Genomic DNA, 23,362 nt, shown 5'->3' with positions numbered 1-23,362 from the left:
TGTCACAGCAGCGAACGCGGTCATGCCTCGACAGAGGCCCTATCAGTAAGGCGGATTGCATGCCCATCCTCGACGACGTCACCCAGGCCATCGGCAACACACCGTTGGTACGGATCAACCGGATCATCGACACCGGTGACACCGGCACGGTCGTCGCGGCCAAGCTTGAGTACGGCAACCCCGGTGCCTCCGTCAAGGACCGCATCGGCGCAGCCATCATCAAGGCGGCCGAGGACAGCGGCGAGCTGAAGCCGGGCGGCACGATCGTGGAGGCGACATCGGGTAACACCGGTATCGCGCTCGCGATGGTCGGAGCGGCCAAGGGGTACAACGTGGTGCTCGCCATGCCGGAGAGCATGAGCAAGGAGCGCCGCGCGCTGTTGCGCGGCTTCGGGGCCGAATTGGTCCTGACCCCGGCCACCGGTGGCATGAAGGGCGCGGTGGACGTGTCCGAGCAGATCGCGAAGGAGCGCGGCGGAGTCCTGGCCCGCCAGTTCGCGAACCAGGCCAACGTGGACGTGCACCGCCGTACGACGGCCGAAGAGATCTGGCGCGACACCGACGGCAAGGTCGACATCGTGGTCGCCGGCATCGGCACCGGGGGCACGATCACCGGCATCGGTCAGGTGCTCAAGGAACGCAAGCCGAGCGTGCAGATGATCGCGGTGGAGCCCAAGGAATCACCGATCCTGAACGGCGGCAAGCCCGGTCCGCACAAGATCCAGGGGCTCGGCGCGAACTTCGTGCCCGAGATCCTGGACCGTGACATCTACGACGAGGTCATCGACATCGACCTCGAGACGTCGGTGCAGTGGGCCCGTCGCGCCGCCCGCGAGGAGGGCCTGCTCGTCGGACTGTCCTCGGGTACGGCGCTCGCCGCCGCTGCGCAGGTCGCTGCCCGCCCGGAGAACGCAGGCAAGACCATTGTGGTGATCATCCCCAGCTTCGGTGAGCGCTACTTGTCGACGGTTCTCTTCGAGGGCCTGGTCGACTGACCGTGCCGCCCTCTCTCACGGACGGTCGCGCGGCCTGCGGACTGCGGGGCGTCGTCGCGACGTTCGTCGAGGATGTCGACGCAGCGATCGCCCGCGATCCGGCGGCCGGCTCCCGCACCGAGATGGTGCTGACCTCTCCGGGGCTTCAGGCGATCTGGGTGCACCGGGCCGCCCACCGGATGTGGTCCAGGGGTGGGCGATGGCGACTGCCTGCCCGCATGGTGTCGCAGGCCGCACGTGCGGCGACCGGGGTGGAGATTCACCCCGGAGCCACCATCGGGCGGCGGTTCTTCATCGATCACGGTATGGGCGTGGTGATCGGGGAAACGGCTGAGGTCGGCGACGACGTCATGCTCTACCACGGGGTCACCCTCGGGGGCCGTTCGATGAACCGCATCAAACGTCACCCGACCGTCGGCAACGGTGTGACGATCGGGTCCGGCGCCAGCGTGCTGGGGCCCATCCAGATCGGATCCGAGGCTCAGATCGGCGCCAACGCCGTCGTCGTCAAGGACGTGCCGCCACAGGCCATCGCGACCGGGATACCGGCCAGGGTGCGGTTTCCGCGATCCGGGGAGGATCCGTACGGCGACTGGATCGATCCCGCCATCCACATCTGACCAGCCTCAGCCGCAGGGGTCGCATCTTCTGCTCAGGGTGCTGCAATAGCTACGCCCTGGCGACAATATGCAACCAGTGTGCAACGAGAAAGGTCCCCTGCCGATCACGGTAGGGGACCTTTTCGTTGAGCTGGGAGGGGTTCAGCCCTTGGCAGCGGCCTTCAGCTTGCTGCCCGCGGTCACCTTGGCTGCGTGCGACGCGGGGATCTGGATCTCGGCGCCGGTCTGCGGGTTGCGGCCGGTGCGGGCGGCCCGCTCGACGCGCTCGATGGTGAGCAGACCGGGCAGCTGGACCTTCTCGCCGCGGCCGATGGCCTCGAGGATGACGTCGTTGAAGCCAGCGATCACGGACGTGGCGTCCTTGACGCTGACGCCGGTGCGCTGGGCAATGGTGCTCGCAAGGTCAGTGCGGTTCATGGAGATCCTGTCTATTTGTCTGAGAGAAAAACTGATCCGAGTAAAACATTTGCGGTGACGACAGTGCCGTAACCGTCCGCCGACGGGTTGGCCGACGACGTCGACGCTACCCGGAATATGTCCGATAACTGCGGTATTCCGCGGCGCGCGCTCGTTCCTCACCGTAGACGCCTGAGCCCCGGTGTCAAAAAACACGCCCCGGGTCGGGACTGCGGGTCTAGGTCAGCTTGGTCTCTGCGCTGTCGGTATCGGCATCCACGGGGACCGTGTCGTCGCGGTCCATCGGCACCTGCCCAACCCCTGGGTCGAGGTCGTGCAGCGCACCATCGGCCTCCGTGGGGCCCTCGACCACGTCCGGTGCGCCGTCGGCAATGCTTCCCTGAACGACGGGACCCTGCTTTTTGCCGGTAGCGGCGTGGAATCCGGCGCTTGCCGCATTCTTGACGGCCTGCCCGGCGCCTCGCGCTGCGGCCTGCCCCGCGGCGGCCGCGACTTCCGGGCCACGCTCACGGATCTGTTCGCCGGCCTTGGTGACCTGTTCCTGGACGGCGGGGTGCTCCCACGCCTTCGAGGCCTGCAGTTTGATCTGCTCGTAACGGCGTTCGCCGGCTTTGGCGCCGAGGACGTAACCGGCGGCCAGTCCGACGAGGAACGACAGCTTGCCCATGTCTGCTCTCCTAAGAAGGTGGTGTCGGTGCCGACTCTATCCGCGAGACCCCGTGCAGGGCTCGATCCGCCGGGCGCCTGGACTCGCAGCTCTGGCGAACTAGGATGACCAGCGTTCGGCGTTGACGATGCGTAGTGGCACACGTCGAGCAAGGAGGGCTCGCATAGTGGCCTAGTGCGGCGGTCTTGAAAACCGCTAGGCGGGTAACCGTCTCGAGGGTTCGAATCCCTCGCCCTCCGCGCGTCGGATACCTGTGCAGGTGACACAGGTCACCATTACGGTCAGTCATAGGCGGGTGAGCCCCTTCCGCCTGACGACCGAAGGAGTGGCCATGACACAGGTCCAGACGATCCGCGGCCCGGTGCAGAGCGCAGCCCTGGGTACGACATTGATGCACGAGCATGTGTTCATCCGCGATGACGAGATCGAGCGCAATTTTCCGCAGCGGTGGGACGAGCAGGCCCGGGTGGCCGACGCGGTAGCCCGGCTGCAGGCCATGAAGGCAGTGGGGGTCGACACCATCGTCGACCCGACCGTGCTCGGAATGGGCCGTGATGTGGTCCGGGTCGCCGCAGTCAACGAGCAGGTGGATATCAATATCGTCGCGGCGACGGGCCTCTACACCTACAACGACGTCCCGCACTACTTCCACTTCCACGGCCCGGGCACCCTGCTCGGCGGGGATGACGTGATGATCGACATGTTCATCAACGACATCACGACTGGTATCGGGGGCACCGGCATCCGCGCCGGGTTGCTGAAGTGCGCCATCGATGACGCCCTCACCCCGGGGGTGTCGCGGGTATTCGACGCTGTCGCGGCGGCGCATCTGCAGACCGGAGTTCCGATCACCGTGCATACGAGCGTCGCGCATCGGACCGGTCTGGTTGCGCAGCAGTATTTCCGCGACAAGGGCGTCGACCCGGCCAACATCGTCCTCGGACACAGTGGCGACTCCGCCGACCTGGACTACCTGCATGAGCTCATTGACGGCGGCTCGATCCTGGGAATGGACCGCTTCGGGTTGGACATCTACCTGCCCACCGACCAGCGGGTGGCAACGGTCGCGAAACTCGCCGAGGAGGGCTTCGCCGACCGGATGGTGCTGTCGCACGACGCGTCCTGTCACATGGACTGGCTACCCGACGGGGTGGCCGAGCAGGTTGCGCCGAACTGGAATTTCACCCACATCCACGATGACGTGCTGCCCGCTCTGCGTGGGCACGGCGTGAGCGAGCAGCAGATCACCACGATGCTCGTCGACACCCCGGCGCGCTACCTCGGCGGAGCGCGGGTATGACGGTGCAGGCACTGCCGCGCGGGTCGAACCCGTTCGACACCTCCGGTACGCACCGCCGCGCCGACGGCGTCTGCGTCTATGACGCACTGCCGGAGACGCTCGTCCGCGAGCTACTGGATGTGGTTGCCCGCACGCCCGAGGTCGAAGCCGTCGTGGAGATCGGCGGCGACCGACTTACCTATGCACGGCTGCTGGATCGGGCATCACGGGTCGCCGGCGGACTCGTTGCCGGCGGTCTCGCGCCAGGGGACCGCGTGGCGCTGCGGCTTCCGGCCGGCACCGACTGGGTCGTCGCGTTCTGGGGTGTCCTGCTCGCCCGCGGTGTTGTCGTCGCGGTCAATACCCGCTTCGCCGCACCCGAAATCGAGTTCGTGCTCACTGATTCGGGCGCATCCGTGCAGCTCCTGCCGGGAGTTGCGTTGCCGGACGGTGAGCCGCACATCGACTCGGGTGCCCGGGCACAGGAGATCGCGGCGATCTTCTACACCTCCGGCACGACCGGCCGTCCCAAAGGTGTGCCGACGACGCACCTGGCGTTCCTGTCCAACTCCGAGACGATGGTGCGCTGCATGGGCATCGATCCAGGCATCGGCGCCGGGTGCCGCACGCTGATCTCGGTGCCGTTGTTCCACGTCACCGGATGCAACGCCCAACTACTGACCGCGCTGCACGTGGGAGGTACCTCCGTGGTGCTGCCTGCGCTCGACCTCGGCGTGATGATGGCCAGCATTGTGGACGAGCGCATCTCCTTCCTGGTCACGGTGCCCGCGATCTACAACCTCATGTTGCGCCAACCTTCGTTCGCCGATCTTGATGTCAGCGGCGTGCACGTCGTGGGCTACGGCGGCGCCCCGATCGCGTCGTCGCTCGTCCGCTCGCTGCAGGCGGCCTTCCCCTCGGCACGGGTCTTCAACGGATTCGGCGCTACGGAGACCTGCTCGATCGTCAGCGTCCTACCCGATACGGAGGCCGCAGAACACGCCGACAGCATCGGGTACCCGGCGCCCGTCGTGGATATCGCGATTGATCCCGCCGGTCGAAGTAGCGGGGATCGCGGAGAGCTGCTCGTCCGCGGACCCAATGTGCTGCAGCACTACTGGGGTGGGCGCGCGCCTGCGACGACCGCTGACGGATGGTTCCGCACCGGCGACATCGTGACGGTCGACGACGCGGGCCGGATCGCCATCGTCGACCGCGCGAAGGACATGATCAACCGCGGTGGGGAGAACGTCGCGAGCATCGAGGTGGAGGATGCGCTGTCGGATGCTCCAGGTGTCATCGAGGCCGCCGTCGTCGGTGTCCCGGATGAGGTCATGGGCGAGAAGGTCGGTGTCGTGCTCGTCGGCGACGCTGACCTGGACGTGGCCGAGGTACTCAAGCATGTCGCAGGGCGGGTGGCCGACTACAAGGTCCCGCAGTATGTTCGCATCAGTGATGCCCCGTTGCCCCGCAACGCTGCCGGGAAACTTCTCAAGGCGCAGATCCGCGATGACGCTGTCTGGGGAGACGCAGTCAGGTAGCGCGGCCTTGCAGGTCGGCGTTGCGGTAGCCATGGCGACGCACGGGTGTCTTCTGGATGCGTGGATGACGGTGCGCGATGTCAGATGGGGCACGGCGTAGGACAAGAGGTGGGCCGGGTCGATGTGGTGGCTCACGGGGGGTAGGCGCCGTCCATGCATTCGTGCTAGCGTCCTACTTGGTTGCAGTTGGAGTTTCTCGCAGGACGATGAAGTGCCCGCAGCAGGTTAGCGGGCATTTTGTATGTGGGCCACGGTTCACGCTCTGCGGGGCACCTCCCAACGGCAGCCGGAGTTTCGCACAAGTGGAGTTCCATTCCAGAAAAGATAGAGAGTTACCGCTCATGGCACAGGGCACCGTCAAGTGGTTCAACGCTGAAAAGGGCTTCGGCTTCATCGCTCAGGACGGTGGGGGACCGGACGTTTTCGTTCACTACTCCGCCATCCAGACCAACGGATACAAGAGCCTCGACGAAGCGCAGCGCGTGGAGTTCGAGATCACCCAGGGCGACAAGGGCCCGCAGGCGACCAACGTCGTCAACGCCTGAGTCACCAACAGGCTTAAGGAGCACCGCGGCTCGCCGCGATAGACCTCCTGCAGAATGCCCCACCACCCGCAGGGTGGTGGGGCATTCTGTCGTCTTGGTGGATGATTCCGCGCGGTCAATCGGTGCTGAGTGAGCGCACCGGTCGACCGTGAGCGACGTTTCAGCAGGAGTCGGAGGTGTTCTCGATGGGCTTCGCGGTGGTGCTGGGAGAGGGGCTCGAGGAGCTACCCGGGGTCGTCGTTTTAGCGGGAGTCGGCTTTTTGACCGTGTGTGGGCGGTCAATGGCGCTCTTGACCAGGCGCTTGATCTTCGCGAAGTCGGGATTACCGCTTGCGATGGTCGGGTAACTCAAGTTGACGCTGCGTACATTCCCTTTCTTCATCCTGGTGACCAGGGTGGCGAAGGCGTCCAAGCGGCTCTGGGGCACGTCCATCGTGATGCTCTGACGGGCCACTGCCATCACGTCGGTGAACTTGGTGACCATGGTGAACGGGTTGGCCTGGTCGATCAGGGCATTGACCATGCAGCGTTGACGCCTCGTGCGATCATCGTCGCTGTTCTCCACGCGGCTGCGGGAGTACCACAGCGCCTGATTCCCGTTCAGCTTCCGGTAGCCCTCCGGGACGCGACCGGTGATGCTGCCCGGCACGATGCGACCGTTCGCGATCCTGCCGCCGATCGCGATGCCGCCCTTCGGGACGTTGATTTTCACTCCGCCCATGGCGTCGACCAGCCGCTGGAAGCCGAGCAGGTCGATCACGACGGTGTAGTCGATCGGCATCCCGACGATCGCGCTGACCACCTCACGCGTGGTGTCCAGCCCGGGGTTCTTCTCGTCCTTGGGGAAAAGGGCCGGATAGTTGGTGCCCGCCTCGGTCCAGATGGCGTCCATCAGGCAGTCGTGACCTGCGCCGCGCGACGGGCAGTAAAAGCCGTTCGGGTAGATCTTGTGCAGCGGGTTGGTCGCGGGGAAAGGCACCCGCTCCAGGTTGCGGGGGACGCTGACCAGTGTCGTGTCGCCGGTGTGCGTGTCGATGCTGGCCACCATGATCGAATCGGTGCGTACGCCTGTGCGGTCGGCGCCGGCGTCGGAGCCGAGGAAGAGCATGTTGACGCGGGGGACCGACTTCCAGGGGTCGGTGCCGCCGACCGGGCCCCGTTGACCGGCATCGCGTCCTCCGTACCGGCCGGTGAAGACGGTGTCCAGGGTGCCTTTGGTGACCCACACGTAGTTCGACGCGACAGCAGCCGGCACTCCTACCGCCACGCAGAGCATGACCGCGAAGAGACGGTGCATCCACCGGGTCTGATGGGGCCACCGTCGACCGGTCGTCTCGGCGTACGTGGCGACGATCGCGCCGAGCCACAGCAGCCCCCCGATCAGGCAGACGAAGAGCAGAAAGTACAACCCACCGGTGGACAGCAGACTTGCAGCACCTCGGATGACACCGTTACGAAGGAGCAGCCACAGCAGGATCGCGACGGCGACAGCCGATCCGACCAGCAGCTGCAGGCCGAGGCGGCGCTTGCGGGTGAACACGAGCCCCAGTCCGGGTAGCACCGCGCTCAACGCTGTCAGCAACATCGCCCGTCGTACTTCGTGGACGCGTGATTCGCGGACGTCGTGCCGGGACGGGGTGGATCCGGTGTCCGATGCAGGACCTCGTTGCGGCGCCACCTTGCCGGAGCCATCACGACTCGACCGAGGCAGCTGTGCCCGATGGTCTGATGGATCGGGTCCGCCACGTTCCGCCATGTCCTACTTCCGCGTGTTGGTCCTGCAACAGGTCAAGCTCAGTGTCCGCCATTGTCCACTACTACGGCACCGGCACCCCAGCGTTCGATCTGTAGTGGCCGGTTTGGTCCGGCGCGAGGACCCCGGTAACCTTGCGGACGCTTGCATTTGGAGGCGTCGCCTAGTCAGGTCTATGGCGCCCGCCTGCTAAGCGGGTTTGGGGCTTAAAACCCCATCGAGGGTTCAAATCCCTCCGCCTCCGCACAGTGATGTCAGCAACGACATCGGATGACAGCCCGAGCCAGCCGGCTCGGGCTGTCTGCATGTTCGACATCTCCCGCGATCATCCGCTCAGGTTGTCACTGCTCAGGTTGGCACTGCTGCGGCACGCGGCAGATAGATGGTGAACGATGTTTCGCCCGGTTGTGACGCGACCTCCAGGCGACCGCCGTGCGCGCTGACGACGGCCGAGACGATCGCCAGCCCCAGCCCGGTCGACCCCTCGGTGCGGGTCCGTGCGGAGTCGCCGCGGATGAACCGTTCGAAGATGTGTGGGAGCAGCTCCGGGGGAATACCCGGGCCGTTGTCCGTGACGCGGATGACCGTCTCGTATCTCGTGTCGCCGACGCGGGTGGTGATCAACGTGCCCGGTGGCGTGTGCCGTCGGGCGTTCGCCAGCACATTGATCAGGACCTGCCTGATCCGCGCTTCGTCGCCGATCATCTCAGCGGGTTCCTCCGGAAGGTCCAGAGCCCACCGGTGGTCGGGTCCGGCCGCTCGGGCGTCGGAGGTCGTCTCCATCACCAGCAGGGTCACATCGACCGGCTCCCGTTCCAAGGGTCGTCCGGAGTCCAGGCGTGCCAGCAGCAGCAGGTCCTCGACCAGGGCCGTCATCCGGGTCGACTCCGACTCGATGCGGCTCATCGCATGCTGCACGCCCTCGGGGACCGGTTCATGCTCGCGACGGGACAGCTCGGCATACCCACGGATCGATGCGAGCGGTGTCCGTAGCTCGTGACTGGCGTCGGCAACGAACTGCCGTACTCGAGTCTCACTCTCCTGGCGGGCGGTCAGCGCACCCGTCACGTGGTCGAGCATCTGGTTCAGCGCCGCGCCCACCTGGCCGACCTCTGTGCGCTCGTCGGTGTCGGACGGCGCGACGCGCTCCTGCATGATGACTTCACCGGTGGACAGCGGCAAGGTGGAGACCCGGGTTGCCGTCGCCGCGACTCGGCGTAGCGGCTCCAGATTGCGACGCACCAGGTAGGCCGACCCGAGTCCGACCAGGATCAGTCCGGCTACAGACAACAAGATGACGGCCAACGCCGCCCGCTGCACGGTGTCCTTGTTGTCACGCAGCGGCAACCCGATGATCGTCGTGACCTCGATGGGCTGCTGGTTCACCAACGGCACTGAGTGCTGCACTTCGACAACCCGGTATTGAACCGTCTTGTGGAGCGTCACAGTGCTGGGTCGCATGCTCAGGTGGGTATTCAGCATGAGCTGCACCTGACGATCAGTGAGCCGGATGGGTCTCTCACCCAGGCGATAGATGTTCGCTCGACGCTGGCCCTGGTTGCAGTTGGGGAAGATGTAGCTACCAGTGGGGTCGGAGCAAATTATCTGACCGCCAGACATGTCCACCTGAAGTGAGTCGCCGCTGCCATTGCCTTGGTTGGCGAGGGCTGCAGAATCGGGGGGACCGTTTTTGATCTGTTGTGCTGAGGTAGTCAGCTGACTGTCGACCTTGTTGTGCAGGGTGCGCTGCAACTCCCAGACGATGAGTGCACCGATACCGAAGATCACGAACACCGTCAGCGCCAGCACCGACGAGACCAGCTTCGTTCGCAGTGTCCACCCGGAGGGGCGCAGGGCAGTATTCACTGTCAGCGGCGCGGATGCTCAGGCGGCGGGCTTGAGCACGTATCCGGCGCCCCGCATGGTGTGGATCATCGGGGCACGACCGGCATCGATCTTCTTACGCAGGTAGGAGATGTAGAGCTCGACGACGTTGGCCTGGCCACCGAAGTCGTAATGCCAGACCCGGTCCAGAATCTGCGTCTTGGACAGCACCCGCTTCGGGTTCCGCATGAGGTACCGCAACAATTCGAACTCCGTTGCGGTCAAGGTGATTTCGATCCCGGCGCGCATTACTTCGTGGCTGTCCTCATCGAGGGTGAGGTCGCCGACGGCCAGGGTGGGGGAGGCCGGCTCGGTCAACTGCACCGAGCGTCGTAGCAGCGCGCGGACCCGCGCGACGACCTCCTCCAAGCTGAACGGTTTGGTGACATAGTCGTCACCGCCCGCCGTGAGGCCCGCGATCCGGTCCTCGACGGAGTCCCGCGCGGTGAGGAAGAGCACCGGGAGCGTGGGATCGTCATCGCGCAGCCGCCGCAGCACCTCCATACCGTCGAAGTCCGGCAGCATGATATCGAGCACGACGGCATCCGGTTTGAACTCTTTGGCGACCCGCACCGCGCTGGATCCGGTGCCCGCAGATTTGATGTCCCACCCCTCGTAGCGCAGCGCCATGCTGAGCAACTCGGCGAGGTTGGACTCGTCATCGACGACCAGCACACGCACCTTGCTGCCATCGGGATGTTTCAACGCAGGAGAAGCCATACGCCCAGTAGACCGGTTTGCCCTGTACGCCGTCCAGGCCCGACCTGTGTCTTACCTGTGGGAAGCCTTTGACAGATCGGGCCTGGCGCGCTGTATCCCAGATCTATTTCGTCGCGGTGACCTGACGCAGCCCACCACGGGTTTCGGCAGCTTCGCGGCGCGCGGCGTCCGACTCTTCGTCGGTCATCAGCTCCTGGCTCGCCCGCTCTGCCTGGACCCGCTCGACGTACGCAGCAACCTCGTGCTCTGTCGTAGCCTCGTCCCAGCCGAGCTCGGCGCCCATGATCTGCGCGCATTCCTGAACGCAGTCAGTGCCCCGGTGCTTGGTGTTGATCGAGATGCGGGTCCGCCGGGCCAGCACGTCGGTGATGTGCTTGGCGCCTTCATGTGTCACGGCGTACTTGAACTCGGCACGCAGGTACTGCTCCGCGTTCTTGACCGGCTCGAGCATCGACGGGTCGTCGTCACCGAGTGCAAGCAGCTCGTGCAGCTTGGAGCCGTACCGACCGAGCAAGTGCTCGATCCGCCAGTCTGACAGACCGGTCTCGGCGGCGAGTTCGTGCTTGAGGTTGAGCATCGCCTTGTAGCCCTCCGCGCCGATCAGCGGCACGTACTGGGTGACCGACGGCTTGAGCTCACCGAGATCCTCCGCGCACGCGTCGATGGCGTCGACGGCCATCACCCGGTACGTCGTGTACTTGCCACCGGCGATCGAGATCAGACCGGGCTGCGGACGCGCAACTGCATGCTCACGCGACAACTGGCTGGTGTCCTCGCTCTCGCCGGCGAGCAGCGGGCGCAGGCCCGAGTACACGCCGAGGATGTCGTCGCGGTCGATCGGGGTGGTCAGCACCGTGTTGACGTGTTCGAGGATGTAGTCGATGTCCTTGGATGTTGCGGCCGGATGCGCGAGGTCGTAGACCCAGTCCGTGTCGGTGGTCCCGATGATCCACTGCTGACCGAACGGGATGACGAAGAGCACTGACTTCTCGGTGCGCAGGATCAGGCCGACCTCGCCGGCGATTCGATCGCGCGGCACCAGGATGTGCACGCCCTTGGACGCCCGGACATGGAATCTGCCCCGGCCCCCGGCCATCTTCTGCACGTCGTCGGTCCAGACGCCGGTCGCGTTGACGACGACCTTCGCCTTGACCTCGATCTCTTCGCTGCTCTCGACATCGCGGACGACCGCACCGACCACCCGATCGGCTTCCTTGAGCATCTTGACGACCTCGGTGGAGTTGCGGACGACAGCCCCGTAGTTGGCGGCCGTGCGAACCACCGTCATGGTGTGCCGGGCATCGTCGGCCTGAGCGTCGAAATACCGGACGGCGCCGGTCAGCGCGTCCTTCTTGAGGCTCGGGAAGAGGCGCAGCGCACCGGTCCGGGTCAGGTGCTTCTGTCGCGGCACCGACTGCTTGCCGTTGATGTTGTCGTAGAGCATCAGACCGCTGGCGACGTAGGGCCGTTCCCAGACCCGGTGGCTCAGCGGGTAGAGGAAAGGCACCGGGTGCACCAGGTGCGGCGCAATCGTCGTCATCATCATCTCGCGCTCTTTGAGCGCTTCGGCAACGAGGCTGAAGTTCAGCTGCTCCAGGTATCGCAAACCGCCGTGGAACAGCTTGCTGCTGCGGGAGGACGTACCGCTCGCGAAGTCGCGGGCCTCGACCATCGCCACCTTGAGACCGCGGGTCGCAGCGTCCAGGGCTGCTCCAGCGCCGGTGACTCCACCACCGATGACGAGCACGTCGAAGTGGATGTTCTGCAGGTCATTCCAGGCCTGCTGGTGCTGTTCAGGCGAAAGCGTCGCGCTGAAGGGTTGCATCACCATGTCGTGGCTCCTCGTTGGTTGACGTCGATTGTGAGTTTATGCATGTCCGGAGCCACCTGGGCAGTCGGGCAGTTCGTCACGCACCGTCCGGTGGTCAATCCCGATGGCCCCATTCGATCGAGGACCGGACCGCGCGGCGCCAGTTTGCCCACTCCGCATCGCGCCGGTTCGGGTCCATCGCGGGGAGCCATTCCGCTGCCGGTTGCCAGTACTCGCGCAACACCTGGTGGTCGGGCCAGTAGCCGGCCCCGATCCCTGCGGCGTAGGCCGCGCCGAGCGCGACGGTCTCGGCCATCATCGGCCGCACAATCGGGACGTCGAGGACATCGGCGACTATCTGCATGAGCAGGTTGTTGGCGGTCATCCCACCGTCGACCGCGATCGTTGCGAGGGGGACCTGCGCGTCCTGGTTCATGGCTTCGACCACCTCCCGGGTCTGCCACGCGGTGGCTTCGAGTACGGCGCGGCAGATATGCGCCTTGGTGACGTAACCGGTGAGGCCGACAATGATGCCGCGCGCCTCGCTCTCCCAGTGGGGGGCGAAGAGTCCCGCGAAGGCGGGGACGATGTAGCAGCCGCCGTTGTCCTGCACGGTAAGCGCCTGGGTCTCGATCTCTGCCACCGACCGGATCAGCCCGAGGTTGTCGCGGCACCACTTCACCAACGCTCCCGCTACAGCCATCGCACCTTCCAGTGCGTACACCGGAGGTTGCCCTTCGAGTTCGTAGGCCACGGTGGTGATCAGTCCACGCCGCGAGCGGACCGCTTCGGTGCCGGTATTGAGCAGCAGGAAGCTGCCGGTACCGAAGGTGCATTTGGCTTCGCCCGGCTCCAACGCGGTCTGGCCGAAGAGCGAGGCCTGCTGGTCTCCGATCATGGCCGTGATCGGGATACCGGCGACCGGGCTGCGCGTCATCCCTATTGTCGAGATCGTCGGGGCGATCTGGGGAAGCATCGCCCGGGGGACCCGCATGGCAGCCAACAGTTCGCCATCCCAGTCGAGGGTGTCCAGATCCATCAACATGGTGCGGCTGGCATTGGTGGCGTCAGTGACGTGTCGGCCACCGTCAGGCCCTCCGGTCAGGTTCCAGACGAGCCAGGTATCCATCGTCCCGAACAGCAGGTCACCCCGTTCTGCGCGGGCCCGCAGTGAGGGGTCCTGCTCAAGCAGCCACCGCAGTTTGGGTCCCGAGGAGTACGTCGACAACGGCAGACCGGTGCGTTCCTGCATCACCTGCGCACCGATCCCCTCGACGACCCGGGGCAACAGGTCGGCGGTGCGGACGTCCTGCCAGACGATGGCCCGGTGTGCGGGCACACCGGTGTATCGGTCCCACACCACGGTGGTCTCGCGTTGATTGGTGATACCCAGACCGACCACCTGATCCACGCTCACGCCTGCATCGGCCAGGGTGCGGGGCACGATCTTGCTCACGATGTCCCAGATCTGGGCGGCGTCGTGCTCGACCCAGCCAGGCCGTGGGTAGTACTGACGGTGTTCACGCTGGGTGAGCGCAACCATCTGACCGCGTGAGTCGAACAACATGCATCGGGTGGAGGTCGTGCCCTGATCCAGCGCCGCGACGTACCGCTGCTTCATCACAGTGCTCCATGACCAAGGACACGGGAGATCTGTCGGGCCGCAGTCGTCACCTCGTGGGTCAGCTGCGGCCACGGCCGCAGCTGCTCGTCGCAGAGGTTGCCCACCGCGCCGTGGATGCCGATGGCAGCCACCACGTGTCCGCTGGAGTCGCGTACCGGTGCGGCGATATCCGCCAGGTCTGGTTCTGCTTCCTCGACGCAGGCCCCCCATCCGTCGTCTCGAACATCGGCGAGTTCGCGCATCAGCTGACTGCGATTGACCACGGTCCGGAAGGTCAGGCTCGTGAGGTCGGTACCGATGATGCTGCGCGCCGCACCCGGGTCGAAAGCCAGCAGCACTTTGCCCAGCGCGCTGGCATGCAGGGGGAGCATGAAGCCGGTCTGTACCTCCTGACGGGATCGGGAGGTGCGGGCTCTGAAGACGTGGTGGGCAACCACGACCTGGCCATCGTGGAAGGCCGCGAGTCGAGCCGACTCACCGGTGCGCGCGGCCAGCGTGTCGGTCCAGTTCAACCCGAGTGAGCGCAACTCGTTGAGGTCGAGGTGGGTGGACCCGAGATGCGGCAGATCGGGGGACAGCAGATAGCGGCCCGAAGTGTCCTGGGTGACGAAACCCACCTCGACCAGCGTATGCAAGAGGCCGTGTGTCGTGCCCTTCGCCAAATCGAGCGCAGTGCAGACCTGCATCAGGCGAAGCGGCTCGGTTTCGGAGGCCAGTAGGCGCAGCATGCTGGCAGCCCGTTCCACGGACTGCACTGATTTGGCCACCATTGCAGCCTAGCCGCGGACTGATGCCCTCCTTCGAGTCGTTCGGCATTGCCGAACAGGAGTTTGTTCGGCAATGCCGAACGGACAGGGTGGCGCCCCTGTGACGTGCGTCATAGAGTTCGGCACTATCCATGGTGGAAGTTCCCACTCAAAATTCAGCCACCGTGTGATTCAGATCACTCGAACCGCTATCCCGCGCAACACTCCGCGGCGAAGAAGGAGATATATGAGTCTGTGGTCGGTGTTTTTCAGCGAGGTGATCGGGACCGCGATCCTGCTCACGCTCGGTATCGGCGTGGTAGCCAACGCCGTGCTTCCCAAATCGGGTGGCTTCGAAGGCGGCACCCTGATGATCAACTTCGGGTGGGGGCTCGGCGTCTTCGGCGGTGTCTATGCCGCTTACAAGTCCGGTGCTCATCTGAACCCTGCTGTCACTGTGGGTCTGCTGGTCGACGGTGCACCCGAATATGCCAAGGGCGTCAGCGTGACCTTCGGATCGACGCTGGTCTATTTCGCGGGCGAGTTCCTCGGTGCCTTCCTCGGCGCAGTAATCGCCTGGCTGGCGTACAAGAAGCAGTTCGATGACCGTCTGGATGCCCCGTCGCTGGGGATCTTCTCCACCGGTCCGGCGATCAAGTCCTACGGATGGAACCTCGTGACCGAGATCATCGGCACCTTCGTGCTGATCTTCTTCATCCTGGTCTCCGGCAAGACGCCGTCGCAGCTCGGTCCGTTAGCCGTCGCGTTCGTCGTCCTCGCTATCGGTAACAGCCTCGGTGGTCCTACTGGTTACGCCATCAACCCGGCCCGTGACCTCGGGCCGCGTATCGCGCATGCACTGCTGCCGATCCCCAACAAGGACAGCAGCAACTGGAGCTACTCATGGGTGCCCGTCGTCGGACCCCTTGTCGGCGCTGTCCTTGCGGCGCTGGTCGCCCGTATCTACATGTGATCCGCACCCCCACATCAGCATGAGCAGCACTTATCTAGGAGATCAGCACCATGGCTAAATACATTGCATCGATAGACCAGGGCACCACCAGCACCCGCTGCATTCTGTTCGACCACGATGGCAAGATCGTCGCGACGGCGCAGATGGAGCACGAGCAGATCTTCCCCAAGTCCGGTTGGGTCGAGCACGACGCGGAAGAGATCTGGAAGAACACCCGGCAGGTCTGCTCCGATGTCCTGGTCAACGCCGATGCTTCGACCAGCGACGTGGCCGCGATCGGTATCACCAACCAGCGCGAGACTGCGGTGGTCTGGGACAAGACGACCGGTAAGCCCGTTTACAACGCGATCGTCTGGCAGGACACCCGCACCCAGCGCATCTGCGACGAACTCGCCGGCGCGAACGAGCTGGGCGCTGACATCTTCAAGGCGAAGGTCGGTTTGCCGTTGGCGACCTACTTCTCCGGTCCGAAGGCCCGCTGGATCCTGGACAACGTCGACGGCGCGCGCGAGAAGGCCGAAGCCGGTGACCTGCTCTTCGGCAATATGGACACCTGGGTGCTGTGGAACCTCACCGGCGGTGTCAACGGCGGCGTGCACTCCACCGACGTCACCAATGCCTCCCGGACGCTGATGATGGATCTGGACACCCTTGACTGGGACGACGAGATCGTCGCCCTGATGGGCCTGCCCAAGTCGATGCTGCCGAAAATCTGCTCATCCTCGGAGGAGTACGGCAAGGTCCGCGAAGCCGGTCCGCTGTCCGGGGTCCCGATCGCGGGCATCCTGGGCGACCAGCAGGCCGCGACCTTCGGTCAGGTCTGCTTCGAGATCGGTACCGCCAAGAACACCTACGGCACCGGTAACTTCCTGCTTCTGAACACCGGTGAAGAGAAGGTGATGTCCAAGAACGGCCTGCTCACCACCGTCTGCTACAAGATCGGTGACGCAAAACCGATCTACGCCCTGGAGGGTTCGGTAGCGGTTACCGGTTCGCTGGTGCAGTGGCTGCGGGACAACCTGAAGATGATCGACTCGGCCCCGCAGGTGGAGGAGTACGCCAAAAAGGTCGAGGACAACGGTGACGTCTACATCGTGCCGGCGTTCTCCGGCCTCTTCGCGCCGCACTGGCGCTCGGATGCGCGCGGTGTGATCGTCGGTCTGACCCGCTTCAACAACCGCAACCACATCTGCCGTGCGGCGCTGGAGGCCACGGCTTTTCAGTCCCGTGAGGTCGTGGATGCGATGAACGCCGACTCCGGCGTCGCGCTGACCGAGCTGAAGGTCGACGGCGGAATGGTCGTCAACGAGACCCTCATGCAGTTCCAGGCCGACATCCTGGGGGTGCCGGTCATCCGCCCGGTTGTGTCCGAGACGACTGCTCTGGGCGCGGCGTATGCCGCCGGTCTGGCCGTCGGGTTCTGGAAGGACGAGGCCGAACTACGCAAGCAGTGGGCCGAGGACAAGCGATGGACACCGAAGATGGACGACGACAAGGTCAAGTGGCTCTACTCCAAGTGGAACAAGGCCGTCGAGCGCACCTTGAACTGGACGGACAAGGACCCGTCCGACATGTACTGAGGTTTGCGCCTTAACAACTGAACGACGAAGGGCCCGCAGCGACTGTGCTGCGGGCCCTTCGTCCTGCACCTATTCAGGCGCGCTATGTATATAAGGAGAGGTTCGGTCCGACGGGCCTCAGTCGGTGGAGCGGATCGGGTCGTAGGACGCCCGCCGTGCGGCGCGCCGCAGCACCGCGAGCACAGGCGGACCCAGCGTCACAATCGCGATCGTGTCGGTGATCGCGCGCCCGGTGTCCCAGCCGCCGGTCGAGGTCAGCAGCGTGTAGATCCCGAAACGGTGCAGGTTGTCCAACACCGAGGCGCCGGGGACATAGGAAAGCTGACCCGAGTAGTAGGACACCTCGACGCCGGTGGCGAAGGGCCAGGACCACAGATTCATCAGCAGCCCGAAACCGTACGCGGCCACGATGCCGTACCCGACCAGCATCGTGATCTCCCGCTTGCCGCGGACCTTGCGCGGCAGCAGCCCGGCGCCCAGTCCGATCCAGGCCGAGCACAGCATCTGGAACGGCAACCACGGCCCGACCCCCGCGGTAAGCAGTGCGGAACTGAAAAGTGACGTGCAACCCAGCACGAAACCGAACCCCGGCCCGTAGACCCGCCCGGCAAGAATGAGCAGGAAGAAGACTGTCTCGACGCCTCCCGTCCCGGCGCCCAACGGTCGCAGCGCCGCCTCGATCGCCGACAGCACACCTAACATCGCGAGGGCCTTGGAGTCCATGCCGCCCTCGGAGAGCTGGGCCAGCACGATCAGCACCAGCAGCGGCAGTATCGCGATGAAGATGAACGGTGCGTCGACGCTGTGCCCAGTGGCCGCGGGCGACACCTTCACCAGCAGCGGCCACGCGAACATGATCAGGCCGGCCACCGACACCAGGCTCAGCACCAGGCCGGACATTCGGGTGAACCGGATGGCGGGGTGGTCCAGGGTGGTGACCAGGTCGCCGCTGAGGTCGCCACCTGGTGCCCGGCCGGTGATTTTCTGATCGGTCACGGTGTTCCTGTCAGCGATGCCCGGACCTGGTCAACGGTCAACCACGGTCGGGGAGCCAGGATCTTCGCGACCTGGGGGGCGAAGATCGGTGAGGAGCTGACGACCTCGGGCGTCGGGCCGTCCGCGATGATCTCGCCCTGCGCCATCACCACGACGCGATCAGCGACCTGCGCCACGAACTCCACATCGTGAGTTGCCACCAGCACGCAGCGACCCTGCGCAGCCAGCGCATCCAGTGCGTGGACGAGCTGCGCCTTGGCGAGGTAGTCCAGGCCGCGGGTCGGCTCATCCAGCAGCAGCACCGCCGGGTCGGCGCTCAGCTGTACAGCCAGGGCCACCGCGAGGCGTTGGCCCTCGGACAGGTCGCGCGGATGGTGGGCACTGGGTACGCCGGGCACCAGTCTGTCCACCAGTGCCCGGCAGGTGCCCGGTGTGGCACCCGCTCCCAGGTCGGCCGCGGCACATTCGGCGGCCACCGTCTCCAGGTAGAGCAGGTCGGTCGCCGACTGGGGCACGAGCGAGATGCGCCGACGTGCTGCGTCGGGCGACAACTGTGCCGGGTCGGCGCCGAGTACCTCGACCTGCCCGGACGCTCGCCGACCAGCACCCTGTAGCGCCCAGAGCAGGCTGGACTTGCCCGACCCGTTGCGACCCATCAGCGCGGTCACCGACCCGGGGCGCAGGGCGAGGTCCACTTCACGGACCGCGATCAGCCCGCCGTATGCGACGGTGACCTTGCGCGCCCGCACTGCGTCCGGGCCGTCCTGGGCAATGCGTAGAACCGGGGGCAGCGCGGTGTGGGCCAGGCGCTCGCGGGTGGGGCCGGCCATCCGTCGGGCGTCGCGTATCGACAGCGGCAGCGGTGCCCACCCCAGCTCCCGGCCCAGGCGTACGACGGGCGGCACCACGGGCGAGTCGGCGATCAGACGTGCGGGCAGACCGCTGCGCACCCGGCCCTCGCCAGGCAACAGGATCAGCTGATCGGCGTACTGCAGTACCCGCTCCATCCGGTGCTCTGCCATCACGACGGTCGTACCCAGATCGTGCACCAGCCGCGTTACGACAGCGATGACGTCCTCGGCCGCGCCCGGGTCCAGTGCCGAGGTCGGCTCGTCGAGGATGAGCACCTTCGGTCCGGCGCTGAGCGCACCCCCGATGGCGACCCGTTGCTGCTGCCCTCCGGACAGGGTGTGCAGTGGGCGGTCGCGCAGCTCGGCGATACCCATCAGGTCCAGCACCTCCTCGACCCGCTTGCGCATCACCGAAGCGGGTACGGCGAGTTGCTCCATCCCGTAGGCGAGCTCTTCCTCCACGGTGTCGGTGACGAATCCGGCGAGCGGGTCCTGACCGACCCGTCCGACGACATCGGCCATTTCACGGGGTGGATGGATACGGGTGTCGTAGTCGCCGACGGTGACCCGGCCGTGCAGCCGCCCGCCGGTGAAGTGCGGGACCAGGCCGTTGAACAGGCCGAGAAGGGTGGACTTGCCGACTCCGGTGACCCCGACCACCAGGGCCAACTCGCCCTCGTCGATCTGCAGGTCAACCTCTCTCAACACCGGTGGTGCGTCATCGTCGTACCAGACACCGACGTCTTCCAGCCGGATCATGCCGCGTCCTCGAGAGCCTTGGACCATGACCGGACGGGGGTGACCAGGGTGGTCCGTGGAGTCGGCGGTGCGATCAGAATCGGCAGCAGACCCAGCACGACGGCGAGCAGCGGGAGCCCGTCGATGACCGGGAACTGCAGCGGCTGCAGGCTGGGCACGAGATGAACGGCCTGATAACGGGTCGCCGCATACATGACGGCGGCGACGCCCACCCCGCCCGCGGCGATCAGGATCGGCACGGCATCGAACGGGTCGGGCCGGTATCGACTTGTGCGGCTGCGTCTGGACGCAGCCACCAATCCGCTGGCCGCCAGCACCAGGCCGAGTAGGAGCACCGGCCACTTCAGCAACGTCGGACTGTTGCTGTCCAGGATGTTGTAGACCGCGGCGCACACCCCGATCAGACCCAGGATCGTCAGCGCGCCCGTCGCTGCAGCGGACCGGCGTGAACTTTCACCGGTCCGTCCGTAGCCACGCGAGTCCATCGCGGCGGCCAGCAGCAGGGAGCGGTCCAGCGCGTCCGCGAGCACCGGGATGAGCAGGGCGCGTATGACGTGTCGTTTGGGCAGTCCACCGCGCAGTCGTTGCGCGCGGCGTACCCGCAGCACACTGTCTGCGAGCTGGGGGAAGACCGAGACCGCCACGACTATCGCCGTGCCCACGTCGTACAGGCCGGTTGGCATCGACTTCAGCAGGCGTTTGGGATTGGCCAGGGCATTGGCTGCGCCCAGGCAGATCACCATCGTCGCCAACCGCATACCGTCGTAGAGGCCGCCGAGCAGGGACTGGGCACTGACGTCACCGAACAGCTGGATTCCGGCGGCCCACTGCGGCAACGGGATCGACGGCAGATGGAAGAGGACGTCGTTGCCCTCGCCGCCACCGAAGATGATTCGGAAGATCACCCGCAGCACCACGATCAGAATGCCGAGGCGCACGTAAAGACGGAAGGACCGGGACCACGGCGAATCACCGCGACGAGCCAGCACCACCGCTGTCGTCACCGCGATGAGCAGCAGTAACAACAACGGGTTGGTCGTCCACGTCGACGCGGTCGCCATCCCGATCGCCCACACCCACCAGGCGATGGGGTGGACGGTCCGGGGCAGGCGGGACGCGCGAGGCGCCCGCACCGAGCGTGGACGGCTGCTCACCGGAACCGGCGGTAGACCAGCACGCCACCTCCGGCGAGCGCCAGCACGGCAAGGAGACCGACACCGAGCACGGTGGGCAGGTTGATCGCGGAGCCCGAAGCCTGTTGCTCTTTGGCCAGCGCCGCAAGCTGATCTGAGTTGGCGACCGGAACACCGCCCGCGCCTGTGCGGGTACCACTGGCGGACGAGGAACCAGCAGCTGATTTCGAAGTCGTCGAGGCGCTGGAGCTTTGGGAGGCCGATGGCTTCTTGGCGGACGGCTTCGCCCCGCCGGCAGTGGATGTCGAGCTCTTCGTACCGGGTGCTGGCGAAGTACCGGGTCTGGTGGCTGACGTGCTGCCACCGGTTGCCGACGAGGACGGCGTCGTGCCGGTTCCCGACGTCGTGGGCTTCGGTTGTGGTTTCGGCGTGGTTTTCGAAGTGGCCGGCGGGTTGGACGCCGCCGGCGGCTGCGGCGCGGCGGCGGGCCTGGGGCGGGTGGGATTCACCCGTGGTGCGGCATCACCGGAGTTGAGGGTGAACGACCAGCCCTCGAAACCGCCACGGATCGCGGTGTGACTCGCTACTCCGAGCGAGCTGGACACCCAGGAACCGCCGTTGTTGGCGGACCAGTAAGCCCAGTGCGCGGCAGTGGGTGGGGTGTTGAGGCAGCGTTCCTTGTAGCTGGAGTTGCCGGCAATTGCCAGACTCTGCGAGGCCGACGGTTTGTTGTAGAGCCGACAGATGAATGCGTTGCCGTACCGCTGCGTGCCGGTGGTCGGGATCCCGGCTCGTTGCAAGGCGTTCAGGCCGGTCCCGCTACCTCCGAGGGGCGCTGTCGCGCAACGGATTACAACACCGCCCCCGAGTGATCGGAAATCGACGACAACAGTGGTTCCGGTCGCATCCTTGCAGTAACCGTCATAGCTGGTGGCCGCCTGCGCCGGTGCGGCGGTGATCAGACCACCGCCCGCGGTGGCCATCGTAATGGCCACCGCGGCAATGCTGTTGCGAGTGCGGGTCAGCATCAGCCCGTCACCGGAAGGGTGGTGGTGGTAACGGTCGGAGTGGGGGGCTCGGTGGGGTCCGTCGGGCTACCCGTCGGCGATGTGCTGGGCGCGCCCGGTGCGGTCGAAGTGCCGGTGGATGTGCTCGTCGAGGTCGAAGTGCTGGTAGCTGTGCTCGTCGAGGTCGAAGTGCTGGTAGCTGTGCTCGTCGAGGTCGAAGTGCCGGTAGCTGTGCTCGTCGAGGTCGTGGTGCCGGTTGACGTGCTTGTCGCAGTGGACGTCGACGAGGACGGACCGGTCGGGCTGGTCGTCGGTGCCGAATCCTTCAGCAGAGAGCCCAAGGGCTTTCGTACCAGACCGAACTGCGCGTCTGCGGTCGCTCGGCGCCACTGGTCGGCTGCCGTCGAGGTGATGCCGTCCTTCAGGCCGGCGTCATATCCACTCTGATCGAAGGCGATCGCGCCATTGCTCGAGGCCAGTTTGGTGCCCTTGACCTTGGAGCCGACGGCCTGCAGGCCAGCAATATATCCAGTCCCGCGCATCGCGGCAGAAGCTGCACCTCCGCCTGCGAGCGCAGCAGTAGCCAGACCGGTGCTGTTGGTGTTCGTCCCGAATGATCCGTTCGCCCGCTGGACCTTGCTCAGGTAGCCGACGCCCGCGGTGATTGCGTTGGCGGGCACCATGTACCCGTCCTGCTTCGCGAGCATCAATGCCTGCAACGCATACGACGTGCTGTCCAGGTCTGCGGGCGCACCGGCCTTGGTCTTGGCAGCCGCGTCGCAACTGAGGTTGTCGTTGAAGCTGAGGCGGAAATAGCCGTCCGAGCACTGCTGGGTGGCCAGGAAGTCGACGGTGCTCTGCACCAACGGTTTGGAGACTGCCTGTCCCCGCTGACCCGCACCTGCCAGACCGAGCACGCCGAGCGCCTGGGTGATTGCGTTGGTGTAGTCGGCCCCATTGGCAACGGGGTCCTTCAGACGTCCCTTCTGGGCACCGGAGGTCAGCACCAGATCGCTGGTCTGAGTCAGGATGTTGATGACGCTCTTGTCCTTCTGCACCAACTTCGTGGGGTCGGCGTTCACGACGTCGGCGGCGAAGAGCGCTTTGGCCGAGGCGCCCGCACTGATGCCGTAGTCACCGGGTCCTGCGTAGTCCTTGAGGTTGCTGGAGATTGCGCCCCAGGTCTTGTTGACGGCAGCGCTGGACGCACCCCCGGCCTTCATCGCCCAGAGCACGTTGATCGACAATCCCCAGTCGGTGAAGCCGGCTCCGTAGGGACTCGGCATCGAACCGTCGGCAGCCTGCTGGGAGATCAGCCACGACGAAGCGGCGGCAGGATCACCGGTGGTCGAGGCGGCAGAGGCCTGACCGGCGAAACCGGTGTAGGACGCAACGACAGCGATGGTCGCGGCGGCGGAGATGGCGCTGATACCTGTGCGGCGAGCGGTTTTATTCATCAGGA

At 65.7% G+C, this 23,362-nt stretch carries 20 protein-coding genes and 2 tRNA genes; 9 read left to right on the top strand and 13 right to left on the bottom strand.

Annotated features, from left to right (window positions below; translation table 11 throughout):
• The first annotated feature begins 59 nt into the window (after positions 1-59).
• Both cysK and epsC read left to right on the top strand, forming a co-directional pair.
• A complete protein-coding gene (cysK, locus tag V3G39_00740) occupies positions 60-995 on the top strand; it encodes a cysteine synthase A (GenBank protein ID XAS76589.1) in 936 nt (311 codons plus the stop codon).
• Positions 996-1,036: 41 nt separating this feature from the next.
• Positions 1,037-1,615 carry a serine O-acetyltransferase EpsC gene (epsC, locus tag V3G39_00735; GenBank protein ID XAS78153.1) on the top strand — a complete coding sequence of 193 codons (579 nt, stop codon included), beginning with the start codon at positions 1,037-1,039 and terminating at the stop codon, positions 1,613-1,615.
• Positions 1,616-1,756: 141 nt separating this feature from the next.
• On the opposite strand, the gene V3G39_00730 is transcribed toward epsC, so the two are convergent.
• Positions 1,757-2,032, bottom strand: a complete 276-nt coding sequence (locus V3G39_00730; GenBank protein XAS76588.1) for an HU family DNA-binding protein — start codon at positions 2,030-2,032, stop codon at positions 1,757-1,759.
• Positions 2,033-2,249: 217 nt separating this feature from the next.
• A complete protein-coding gene (locus V3G39_00725) occupies positions 2,250-2,699 on the bottom strand; it encodes a hypothetical protein (protein XAS76587.1) in 450 nt (149 codons plus the stop codon).
• A gap of 152 nt (positions 2,700-2,851) precedes the next feature.
• Here V3G39_00725 and V3G39_00720 point away from each other — a divergent pair.
• The 4 genes from V3G39_00720 to V3G39_00705 all read left to right on the top strand — a co-directional run bounded on the left by V3G39_00720 (position 2,852) and on the right by V3G39_00705 (position 6,064).
• Positions 2,852-2,938: transfer RNA gene (locus tag V3G39_00720), tRNA-Ser, on the top strand.
• A gap of 92 nt (positions 2,939-3,030) precedes the next feature.
• Positions 3,031-3,999: a phosphotriesterase-related protein gene (locus tag V3G39_00715; protein XAS76586.1), complete on the top strand. Its 969-nt coding sequence runs from the start codon at positions 3,031-3,033 to the stop codon at positions 3,997-3,999.
• Positions 3,996-5,519, top strand: coding sequence for an AMP-binding protein (locus V3G39_00710; GenBank protein ID XAS76585.1), 1,524 nt, complete (start codon positions 3,996-3,998; stop codon positions 5,517-5,519). The genes V3G39_00715 and V3G39_00710 overlap by 4 nt, the downstream gene beginning before the upstream one ends.
• A 341-nt stretch (positions 5,520-5,860) precedes the next feature.
• Entirely contained in the window at positions 5,861-6,064 is a 204-nt protein-coding gene (locus V3G39_00705) for a cold-shock protein (GenBank protein ID XAS76584.1), read from the top strand.
• Between the two features lie 160 nt (positions 6,065-6,224).
• On the opposite strand, the gene V3G39_00700 is transcribed toward V3G39_00705, so the two are convergent.
• Complete coding sequence (locus V3G39_00700) at positions 6,225-7,742, bottom strand: LCP family protein (protein ID XAS76583.1); 1,518 nt, start codon at positions 7,740-7,742, stop codon at positions 6,225-6,227.
• A 227-nt stretch (positions 7,743-7,969) separates the two neighbouring features.
• Between V3G39_00700 and V3G39_00695 the strand changes: the two genes are divergently transcribed.
• Positions 7,970-8,061 (top strand) — tRNA-Ser (locus V3G39_00695).
• Between the two features lie 104 nt (positions 8,062-8,165).
• Here V3G39_00695 and V3G39_00690 read toward each other — a convergent pair.
• The 5 genes from V3G39_00690 to V3G39_00670 form a co-directional block, all read right to left on the bottom strand.
• Positions 8,166-9,683, bottom strand: a complete 1,518-nt coding sequence (locus V3G39_00690) for an ATP-binding protein (protein ID XAS76582.1) — start codon at positions 9,681-9,683, stop codon at positions 8,166-8,168.
• A gap of 18 nt (positions 9,684-9,701) precedes the next feature.
• The gene (locus V3G39_00685; protein XAS76581.1) at positions 9,702-10,421 is read right to left on the bottom strand and encodes a response regulator transcription factor; all 720 of its coding nucleotides are present in this window, start codon (positions 10,419-10,421) and stop codon (positions 9,702-9,704) included.
• 103 nt (positions 10,422-10,524) lie between these two features.
• Positions 10,525-12,252, bottom strand: coding sequence for a glycerol-3-phosphate dehydrogenase/oxidase (locus tag V3G39_00680; GenBank protein ID XAS76580.1), 1,728 nt, complete (start codon positions 12,250-12,252; stop codon positions 10,525-10,527).
• Positions 12,253-12,346: 94 nt separating this feature from the next.
• On the bottom strand, positions 12,347-13,852 hold the full coding sequence (gene glpK / locus V3G39_00675; protein XAS76579.1) for a glycerol kinase GlpK: 1,506 nt from the start codon (positions 13,850-13,852) through the stop codon (positions 12,347-12,349).
• Positions 13,852-14,625 (bottom strand): IclR family transcriptional regulator, encoded by a 774-nt coding sequence (locus V3G39_00670; protein XAS76578.1) that lies wholly within the window; start codon positions 14,623-14,625, stop codon positions 13,852-13,854. Before V3G39_00670 ends, glpK (V3G39_00675) begins: the two co-directional genes overlap by 1 nt.
• Before the next feature lie 223 nt (positions 14,626-14,848).
• Between V3G39_00670 and V3G39_00665 the strand changes: the two genes are divergently transcribed.
• Both V3G39_00665 and glpK (V3G39_00660) read left to right on the top strand, forming a co-directional pair.
• Positions 14,849-15,574, top strand: a complete 726-nt coding sequence (locus V3G39_00665) for an MIP/aquaporin family protein (GenBank protein XAS76577.1) — start codon at positions 14,849-14,851, stop codon at positions 15,572-15,574.
• Between the two features lie 50 nt (positions 15,575-15,624).
• Positions 15,625-17,154 (top strand): glycerol kinase GlpK, encoded by a 1,530-nt coding sequence (gene glpK / locus V3G39_00660; GenBank protein ID XAS76576.1) that lies wholly within the window; start codon positions 15,625-15,627, stop codon positions 17,152-17,154.
• 117 nt (positions 17,155-17,271) lie between these two features.
• Here glpK (V3G39_00660) and V3G39_00655 read toward each other — a convergent pair whose 3' ends face one another.
• Genes V3G39_00655 through V3G39_00635 form a run of 5 tightly spaced genes read right to left on the bottom strand, consistent with a single transcriptional unit; the run spans position 17,272 to position 23,357 of the window.
• Positions 17,272-18,150: an ECF transporter S component gene (locus V3G39_00655; GenBank protein ID XAS76575.1), complete on the bottom strand. Its 879-nt coding sequence runs from the start codon at positions 18,148-18,150 to the stop codon at positions 17,272-17,274.
• The gene (locus V3G39_00650) at positions 18,147-19,760 is read right to left on the bottom strand and encodes an ATP-binding cassette domain-containing protein (GenBank protein XAS76574.1); all 1,614 of its coding nucleotides are present in this window, start codon (positions 19,758-19,760) and stop codon (positions 18,147-18,149) included. Before V3G39_00650 ends, V3G39_00655 begins: the two co-directional genes overlap by 4 nt.
• Positions 19,757-20,914, bottom strand: coding sequence for an energy-coupling factor transporter transmembrane component T (locus V3G39_00645; GenBank protein XAS76573.1), 1,158 nt, complete (start codon positions 20,912-20,914; stop codon positions 19,757-19,759). The genes V3G39_00650 and V3G39_00645 overlap by 4 nt, the downstream gene beginning before the upstream one ends.
• A complete protein-coding gene (locus V3G39_00640; protein ID XAS76572.1) occupies positions 20,911-21,921 on the bottom strand; it encodes a hypothetical protein in 1,011 nt (336 codons plus the stop codon). The genes V3G39_00645 and V3G39_00640 overlap by 4 nt, the downstream gene beginning before the upstream one ends.
• Positions 21,921-23,357, bottom strand: a complete 1,437-nt coding sequence (locus V3G39_00635) for a hypothetical protein (GenBank protein XAS76571.1) — start codon at positions 23,355-23,357, stop codon at positions 21,921-21,923. Before V3G39_00635 ends, V3G39_00640 begins: the two co-directional genes overlap by 1 nt.
• Positions 23,358-23,362 lie beyond the last annotated feature (5 nt).

Source organism: Dermatophilaceae bacterium Sec6.4, assembly GCA_039636865.1.
GTDB lineage: Bacteria > Actinomycetota > Actinomycetes > Actinomycetales > Dermatophilaceae > Allobranchiibius.
Note: the sequence above shows the minus strand (reverse complement) of the source record. Positions and strands in the feature narration are given on the sequence as shown.